Source organism: Actinomadura sp. 7K507 (assembly GCF_004348425.1).
Taxonomy (GTDB): domain Bacteria; phylum Actinomycetota; class Actinomycetes; order Streptosporangiales; family Streptosporangiaceae; genus Spirillospora.
The window spans coordinates 1-7,651 of record NZ_SMKK01000336.1; the positions used below are offsets into that span (position 1 = coordinate 1).

Genomic DNA, 7,651 nt, shown 5'->3' on the forward strand with positions numbered 1-7,651 from the left:
TCCGGCGACCGGGCGGACGGCGAAGAGCCCGAACCGCGCCCGCGGCACCCGTTCCCGCCCGGCGACCGTCCCCGCCTTCCGGACATCCCGGCCATCACCGTCCAGTCGCCCCCGCCCCGCACGCCGGGCGACCGCTCCGACGACACGCGCCGCCACCTGGACGACCTCCGCAAACGCGCCCAGGAAGAACTGAACCGCCACCGGAACAACCGCCACCGCGACTGACCGGCCCGCCAAGAGGCACCGGGCGCGGGGTCAGTTCTCGTCGCGGCCCTCTTCGCTGTCGATCACGCCGTCGACGTAGCCGCGGGCGTACTCCCAGCTCACGTAGTCGACGGGGTCGGGGGCGAGCGCGGGTTCGTGCACGCGGGGGAGGCCCTCGTCCAGCAGGTGGCGCAGGTTGCCGTGCAGCAGGTCCCAGTCGATGTAGTGGAGCTTGCCGCAGTCGCCGCAGTCGACGGTGAGCCCGCGCACCCCGAGCGGCTCCAGCAGGGCGCGGAAGACCTCCAGGTCGGCGAGGTCGGCCAGCACGTCCTCGCGCTCCGTCACGCTGAGCGGAGCGCTCTCGTCGCCGGGATCGCCGAGCGACGCCGCCGGGTCCTCCGGGTCGCCGGCGAACGGGTCGAGCGGAGCATCGTCGTGCACATCCACCACGCTACTGCTTGACGCCCCGCGAGGTGCACCCCCCGGTCTTCTCCGTACGCGAACGATCACGCAAAGTGGGAATGCTCAGCGCTGTCCCGATTGTTCCGAGATGTCATCAAGACCACTTGCCCACCGCGCGCAACCCACCGTCCCGACGCCGATCCACGCTCTACCATGGGAACAGGGTCGCCGTGACCTGGCCCGATGCCGCCACCACTATGGGAAGGTCGTCGTAACGGGATCCCCCTTCCTGGAGGAGGGGGCTTTCAGCCGTACTGGCTGAGGGCCGCCGTTACCAGCACCGGCCAACAGCACGTTGGAGGTGAACGAAGTTGGCTACGTATCGCGTAGGACGGAAGACCGACCGGGCTGTGCTTCCTCAGCAGCCCGCTCTCGAATTCGGGTCAGTAGACATCCCCCGGATCGGGGACGAAACGGGGCTCGAAGGCCGTCAGGCACCCGGCGCGGTACATGTGCGAGGGGAGATGCTCGGCGCTTCACCTGGCGTCGAGCGCGTCACCCCCAACCCTGCGGTTGGGGAGAAGGTCCGTGAGGGCCACCCCGCCGTGTTCGTCCTGGACAAGCACGGCGCACCGTTGCAGTCGACCACGCCCGCCCGGGCGCGCAAGCTGCTCAAGACAGGCAGGGCGGTGGTCGCCCGGCACACCCCGTTCGTCATCCGGGTCAAGGACCGCACCATCGCCGAGTCGCAGGTGGACGGTGTCGAGCTGGGCGTTGACCCCGGCTCCAAGCACACCGGCATCGCCGTCTTCACCAACACTGGCGGCAACCGCCGGGGCCTGTACGGCATCGCTCTCGCCCATCGGGGCGGCAGCATCCGGAATAAGATGTCACAGCGCGCCGCCTACCGCAGGGGCCGCAGATCGCGGAACCTGCGCTACCGCGCACCGCGCTTCTCCAACCGCACCAAACCCCGAGGCTGGCTTGCCCCGTCCCTACGGCACCGGGTCGAGACCACCATGGCCTGGACCGCACGCCTGGCCCGGTGGGCACCCGTCCAAACGGTGCACCTGGAACGGGTCGCGTTCGACACCCACACCATCTCCGCGGGCCGCCCCCTCGAAGGAGCCGAGTACCAGCACGGCACGCTGCACGGCACCGAGGTGCGCGAGTACCTGCTGGCCAAGTGGGGACGCGCCTGCGCCTATTGCGGCGCCACCGCAGTGCCGCTCAACATCGACCACATCCACCCACGGTCCAAGGGCGGCTCTGACCGGGTCGGCAACCTGTGCACCGCCTGCATCCCCTGCAACCGGGCTAAGAACAACCGGTCCGTTGAGGACTTTCTCAGCACGTCCCCCAAGCAGCTCGCCCGCATCCTCGCCAACGCCAAAGTCCCGCTGCGCGATGCGGCGGCCGTCAACGCCACCAGATCGGCACTTCGGCGCGCCCTGGATGCCGCGTTCCCTGCCGTGCGGACCGCTTCCGGCGGGCGCACGAAATGGAACCGCACCCGCACCGGCCTGCCCAAGACGCACACCTTGGACGCCCTGTGCGTCGGCCACCTGGACACCATCGACCGCATCCCGCGCACCGTGCTCATCGCTGCAGCGACCGGACGCGGTACGTATACCCGCACCCGCACCGACCGGTACGGCTTCCCCCGCCTCCGCCTACCCCGCGTCAAGACCTTCTTCGGCTACCAGACCGGAGACCTCGCCCACGCCGTCGTCCCTGCTGGGAAGAACGCAGGCACCCACACCGGACGAATCGCCGTACGAGCCAGCGGGAGCTTCAACATCCGCACGCGTCACGGCCTGATCCAGGGCGTCCGACACGAACACTTTCATCTCCTCCAGCGCGCCGACGGCTACGGCTACACCACAAGACCCGAAGGTGTGGTCAGCGATGCGACCTGACAGGCCGGAGCGCCGCCTTGGCCTGGCTGCCCTCCCGCGCTTTCGTTTCCTCCCCCTGCCAAAGCAGGAGTATCCACGAAAGGAAACCCGATGAACCCCGCCGCCGAGTCCGACAATGTCCTCCCGCAGGGCCTGACCTTCGACGACGTGCTCCTGCTGCCGGGGTACTCCGACCTGCAGCCCGGCGAGGCCGACACCACGACCCGCCTGACCCGTGAGATCTCGCTGCGCATCCCGCTCGCCTCGGCGGCGATGGACACGGTGACCGAGGCCCGCACGGCGGTCGCGATGGCGCGGCAGGGCGGCATCGGCGTCCTGCATCGCAACATGTCGATCGAGGAGCAGGCGGAGAAGGCCGACCGGGTCAAGCGCTCCGAGGCCGGGATGATCACCAATCCGGTGACCTGCCTGCCGGACGCGACGCTCGCCGACGTCGAGGATCTGTGCTCCCTCTACCGGATCTCGGGCGTGCCGGTCACCGACGTCCGGGGCGTCCTGGTCGGCATCGTGACGAACCGGGACATGCGCTTCGAAACCGACCTGTCCCGTCCGGTCCGCGAGGTCATGACGCCGATGCCGCTGGTCACGGCGCCGGTCGACGTGTCGCGCGACGAGGCGTTCCGCCTGCTGCGGGGGAACAAGGTCGAGAAGCTCCCCCTCGTGGACCCCGACGGCCGCCTCAAGGGCCTGATCACCACCAAGGACTTCACCAAGAGCGAGCAGTACCCCGACTCCACCAAGGACGCGGACGGCCGGCTGCTCGTCGCCGCCGCCGTCGGGGTCGGCGAGGACGCGATCCGCCGCGCCCGCGCCCTGATCGAGGCCGGCACCGACGTGATCATCGTGGACACCGCGCACGGCCACTCCAAGGGCGTCGCCGACACCATCGCCGCGATCAAGGGCAACGCGGCGGTCGAGGTCGTCGGCGGCAACGTCGCCACCCACGCGGGCGCGAAACTCCTGGCCGACGCGGGCGCCGACGCCGTCAAGGTCGGCGTGGGCCCCGGCTCCATCTGCACGACCCGCATCGTCGCCGGTGTCGGCGTCCCCCAGATCACCGCGATCGCCGAGGCGGCCCGCGCCGCGAAGGAGGCCGGCATCCCGGTGATCGGCGACGGCGGCGTCCAGTACTCCGGCGACATCGCCAAGGCCCTGGTCGCGGGCGCCGACACGGTCATGCTGGGCAGCCTGCTCGCCGGCGTCGAGGAGTCCCCCGGCGAGCTGATCTTCGTCCACGGCAAGCAGTACAAGTCGTACCGCGGCATGGGCTCGCTCGGCGCGATGCGCAACCGCGAACGCGGCGCCTCCTTCTCCAAGGACCGCTACGCCCAGGCCGACGTCCACAGCGAGGAGAAGCTGATCCCCGAAGGCGTGGAGGGCCAGGTGCCCTACCGCGGCCCCCTCGCCAACGTCGCGCACCAACTCATCGGCGGCCTCCACCAGTCCATGTGGTACGCGGGGACGCGCACGATCCCCGAACTCCAGGAACGCGGCCGGCTCATGCGCATCAGCCCCGCCGGCCTCCGCGAGAGCCACCCCCACGACATCCAGATGACCGTAGAGGCCCCCAACTACCAGGGCCGCTGACCCCCGGCGAGCGTCCCAGACCGGCGAACGCCTCAGGCCCGCCGACTCGGGCCACGATGACCACGTCACCGGAACCCGCGCTGCGCCGTGCCCGTTGAGCGTCCCCGGGCCGGCGAATATCCCGAGCCCGCCGGCTCGGATGGCCATGATCATGTCTTCGGGAGCGCGGTGCCAGGGCCCGCCGGCCAGGCGGGCGTCCCGCAGGTGGCGGAGGCTGACGTAAGCTCTTCGGGGCTTGTTCCTGCGGTCGGCGGGAACACCCCGCGGGGCCGGATACGGTGACCCGCCCGGTAGGGATGAGCAGGTAAGGAAGAAGGGCGCAGTGGCTGCTGAGGTGGAGATCGGCCGTGGCAAGAGCGGCCGCCGGGCGTACGCCTTCGACGACATCGGCATCGTGCCGTCCCGCCGGACGCGCGATCCCGAGGAGGTCAGCGTCGCCTGGCAGATCGACGCCTACCGCTTCGAGATGCCGCTGGTCGTGGCGCCGATGGACAGCGTGGTCAGCCCCGCCACCGCGATCGCGGTCGGACGGCTCGGCGGGCTCGCCGTCCTCGACCTCGAAGGGCTCTGGACGCGCTACGAGAACCCCGAGTCGCTGCTCGCCGAGATCGCCTCGCTGGACGGCGTGCGCGCCACGCAGCGGCTCCAGGAGATCTACACCGAGCCGATCAAGGAGGAGCTGATCGGCCGCCGGATCCAGGAGATCCGCGACGCGGGCGTCACCGTGGCGGCGCGGCTGTCGCCGCAGCGCACCGCCCAGTTCCACAAGGCCGTCATCGACGCGGGCGTCGACCTGTTCGTGATCCGCGGCACCACCGTGTCCGCCGAGCACGTCTCGGGGCGCGCCGAGCCGCTGAACCTGAAGCAGTTCATCTACGACCTGGACGTCCCCGTCATCGTCGGCGGCTGCTCCACCTACACGGCCGCGCTGCACCTGATGCGCACCGGAGCGGCCGGCGTGCTGGTCGGGTTCGGCGGCGGCTCCGGGCACACCACGCGGACCGTCCTCGGCGTGGCGGTCCCGATGGCGACGGCGGTCGCGGACGTGGCCGCCGCCCGCCGCGACTACATGGACGAGTCCGGCGGACGCTACGTGCACGTGATCGCCGACGGCGGCATGGTCAACAGCGGCGACATCGCCAAGGCGTTCGCCTGCGGCTCCGACGCCGTCATGGTCGGGTCGCCGTTCGCCCGCTCCACCGAGGCGCCGGGGCGCGGCTACCACTGGGGCAGCGAGGCCCACCACGGCGACGTCCCCCGCGGCTCGCGCATCGAACTCGGGTCCATCGGGACGATGGAGCAGATCCTGCACGGCCCGTCCCATGTCGCGGACGGGTCGATGAACCTGATCGGGGCCCTGCGCCGCGCGATGGCCACGTCCGGCTACACGGAGTTGAAGGAATTCCAGCGGGTACAGGTCGTGGTGGCTCCCCGCCGGTCCACCGACTGAGCGATCTTCACTGCCGCGGGGACCCCGCGAACCCCGGTCGGGGTGCTCATTGCGAGCGAACCCACGCGGAATCGGTCGTTTCCGGGGTGGACCCATCCCTACTCTTGGGTAGGAACGCTCGGAAACGTAACCGCTGTGGGGGGAATCGCGATGACGGGATCACCTGTGACGGGCCTGGGCAGCTCCCGGCTCGGTCCGGCCGAGCGGGCGGCGGCGCTGGACCGCATGGGCCGCGAGGAATTCGACGTCGTCGTGGTCGGCGGCGGCATCGTCGGCGCCGGCGCGGCGCTCGACGCGGCCACCCGGGGACTGTCGGTGGCGGTCGTCGAGGCCCGCGACTTCGCGTCCGGGACGTCGTCGCGCTCGTCCAAACTGATCCACGGCGGCCTCCGCTACCTGGAGCAGTACAACTTCGACCTCGTCCGGGAGGCGCTGACCGAACGCAGCCTGCTGCTGCAGCAGATCGCGCCGCACCTGGTGAAGCCCGTCCCGTTCCTGCTGCCCACCACGCACCGCGTGTGGGAGCGCGCGTACCTCGGCGCCGGCGTGGCGCTGTACGACGCGCTCGCGTTCCAGATGGGCAGCACGCGCGGCGTCCCGCACCACAAGCACCTGACGCGGCGCGGCGCGCTGCGGCTCGCCCCGTCCCTGCGCAAGGACTCCTTCACCGGCGCGATCCAGCTGTGGGACGCGCAGGTCGACGACTCCCGCTTCGTGATGATGGCGTTGCGGACGGCCGCCGAGTACGGCGCGCAGATCGCGTCCCGCACCCAGTGCCTCGGCTTCCTGCGCGAGGGGGAACGCGTCACCGGGCTGCGCATCCGCGACCTCGAGGGCAACACGACCAGCGAGGTCCGCGCCAAGCAGGTCGTCAACGCCACCGGCGTGTGGACCGACGACATCCAGGAACTCGTCGGCGGCCGCGGGCAGATCCACGTGAAGTCCTCCAAGGGCATCCACCTCGTCGTCCCCAAGGACCGCATCCACTCCGCGACCGGGATCCTCCTGCGCACCGCGACGTCCGTCCTGTTCGTGATCCCGTGGGGACGTCACTGGATCATCGGCACCACCGACACCGCCTGGGACCTCGACAAGGCCCATCCGGCCGCGTCGAAGGCCGACATCGACTACGTCCTGGACCAGGTCAACCGCGTCCTCACCACGCCCCTCACCCACGACGACGTGGAAGGCGTCTACGCGGGCCTGCGCCCCCTGCTCACCGGCGAGACCGACCAGACCTCCAAGCTCTCCCGCGAGCACGTCGTCGCCCACCCCGTCCCGGGCCTCGTCCTCGTCGCGGGCGGCAAGTACACCACCTACCGCGTCATGGCCAAGGACGCGATCGACGCCGTCGCCCACGGCCTCGACGGCAAGATCCCCGAGTCCTGCACCGACCGCGTCCCGCTCGTCGGCGGCGACGGCTTCCAGGCCATGTGGAACTCCCGCCACCGCCTGGCGTCCCGCTCCGGCGTCCACGTCGCCCGCATCGAGCACCTCCTGCGCCGCTACGGCACCCTCGTGGACGACCTCCTGGAACTGATCTCCGAGAAGCCCGACCTCGCCAAACCCCTCACCGGCGCCGACGACTACCTCCGCGCGGAGATCGTCTACGCCGCCAGCCACGAGGGCGCCCGCCACCTCAACGACGTCCTCGCCCGCCGCACCCGCATCTCCATCGAAACCTGGGACCGCGGCGTCGGCGTCGCCCAGGAGGCCGCCGACCTCCTGGCCCCCGTCCTCGGCTGGTCCAAGAAGCAGCGCGACCGCGAGATCGAGTACTACCGCAAGCGCGTGGAAGCCGAACGAGCCTCCCAGACCCAGGACGGCGACCAGGAAGCCGACGCCCACCGCCGAGGCGCCCCCGACATCGTTCCTACTGCTTAGTAGTTCCCTTGGCGGTCGGGCCCTGGGGCCCTCCCTTCGGCGGGAACTACGGTGCGATCGCTGCATCGCTTCGACTCGCCCTGGGGGCTCGCTGCGCGATCAGATTTCTCGCAAGCTCGAAACCTGCCTTCGGACGCGATAGCGACGGTTTGGTTGTTGCGGGGTTGCGGTGGGGGCTGGGGTCGGTGCATTAGTGGGTGCCGGT

6 protein-coding genes are annotated in these 7,651 nt (G+C 70.7%); 5 read left to right on the forward strand and 1 reads right to left on the reverse strand.

Annotation, left to right across the window (positions count from 1 at the left end):
• Positions 1-225 (forward strand): hypothetical protein (locus E1285_RS46135; protein WP_207947199.1); only part of this gene is annotated, 225 nt, incomplete at its 5' end.
• A gap of 30 nt (positions 226-255) precedes the next feature.
• On the opposite strand, the gene E1285_RS41445 is transcribed toward E1285_RS46135, so the two are convergent.
• Positions 256-645: a DUF5319 domain-containing protein gene (locus tag E1285_RS41445; protein WP_132160164.1), complete on the reverse strand. Its 390-nt coding sequence runs from the start codon at positions 643-645 to the stop codon at positions 256-258.
• A gap of 485 nt (positions 646-1,130) precedes the next feature.
• Between E1285_RS41445 and iscB the strand changes: the two genes are divergently transcribed.
• From iscB to E1285_RS41465, 4 genes are all read left to right on the forward strand, one after another.
• Positions 1,131-2,525: an RNA-guided endonuclease IscB gene (iscB, locus tag E1285_RS41450; protein WP_207947200.1), complete on the forward strand. Its 1,395-nt coding sequence runs from the start codon at positions 1,131-1,133 to the stop codon at positions 2,523-2,525.
• Positions 2,526-2,615: 90 nt separating this feature from the next.
• Entirely contained in the window at positions 2,616-4,112 is a 1,497-nt protein-coding gene (gene guaB, locus E1285_RS41455) for an IMP dehydrogenase (protein ID WP_132160166.1), read from the forward strand.
• 334 nt (positions 4,113-4,446) lie between these two features.
• Positions 4,447-5,562 carry a GuaB3 family IMP dehydrogenase-related protein gene (locus tag E1285_RS41460; protein WP_132160172.1) on the forward strand — a complete coding sequence of 372 codons (1,116 nt, stop codon included), beginning with the start codon at positions 4,447-4,449 and terminating at the stop codon, positions 5,560-5,562.
• A gap of 150 nt (positions 5,563-5,712) precedes the next feature.
• Entirely contained in the window at positions 5,713-7,446 is a 1,734-nt protein-coding gene (locus tag E1285_RS41465; RefSeq protein WP_132160168.1) for a glycerol-3-phosphate dehydrogenase/oxidase, read from the forward strand.
• Positions 7,447-7,651 lie beyond the last annotated feature (205 nt).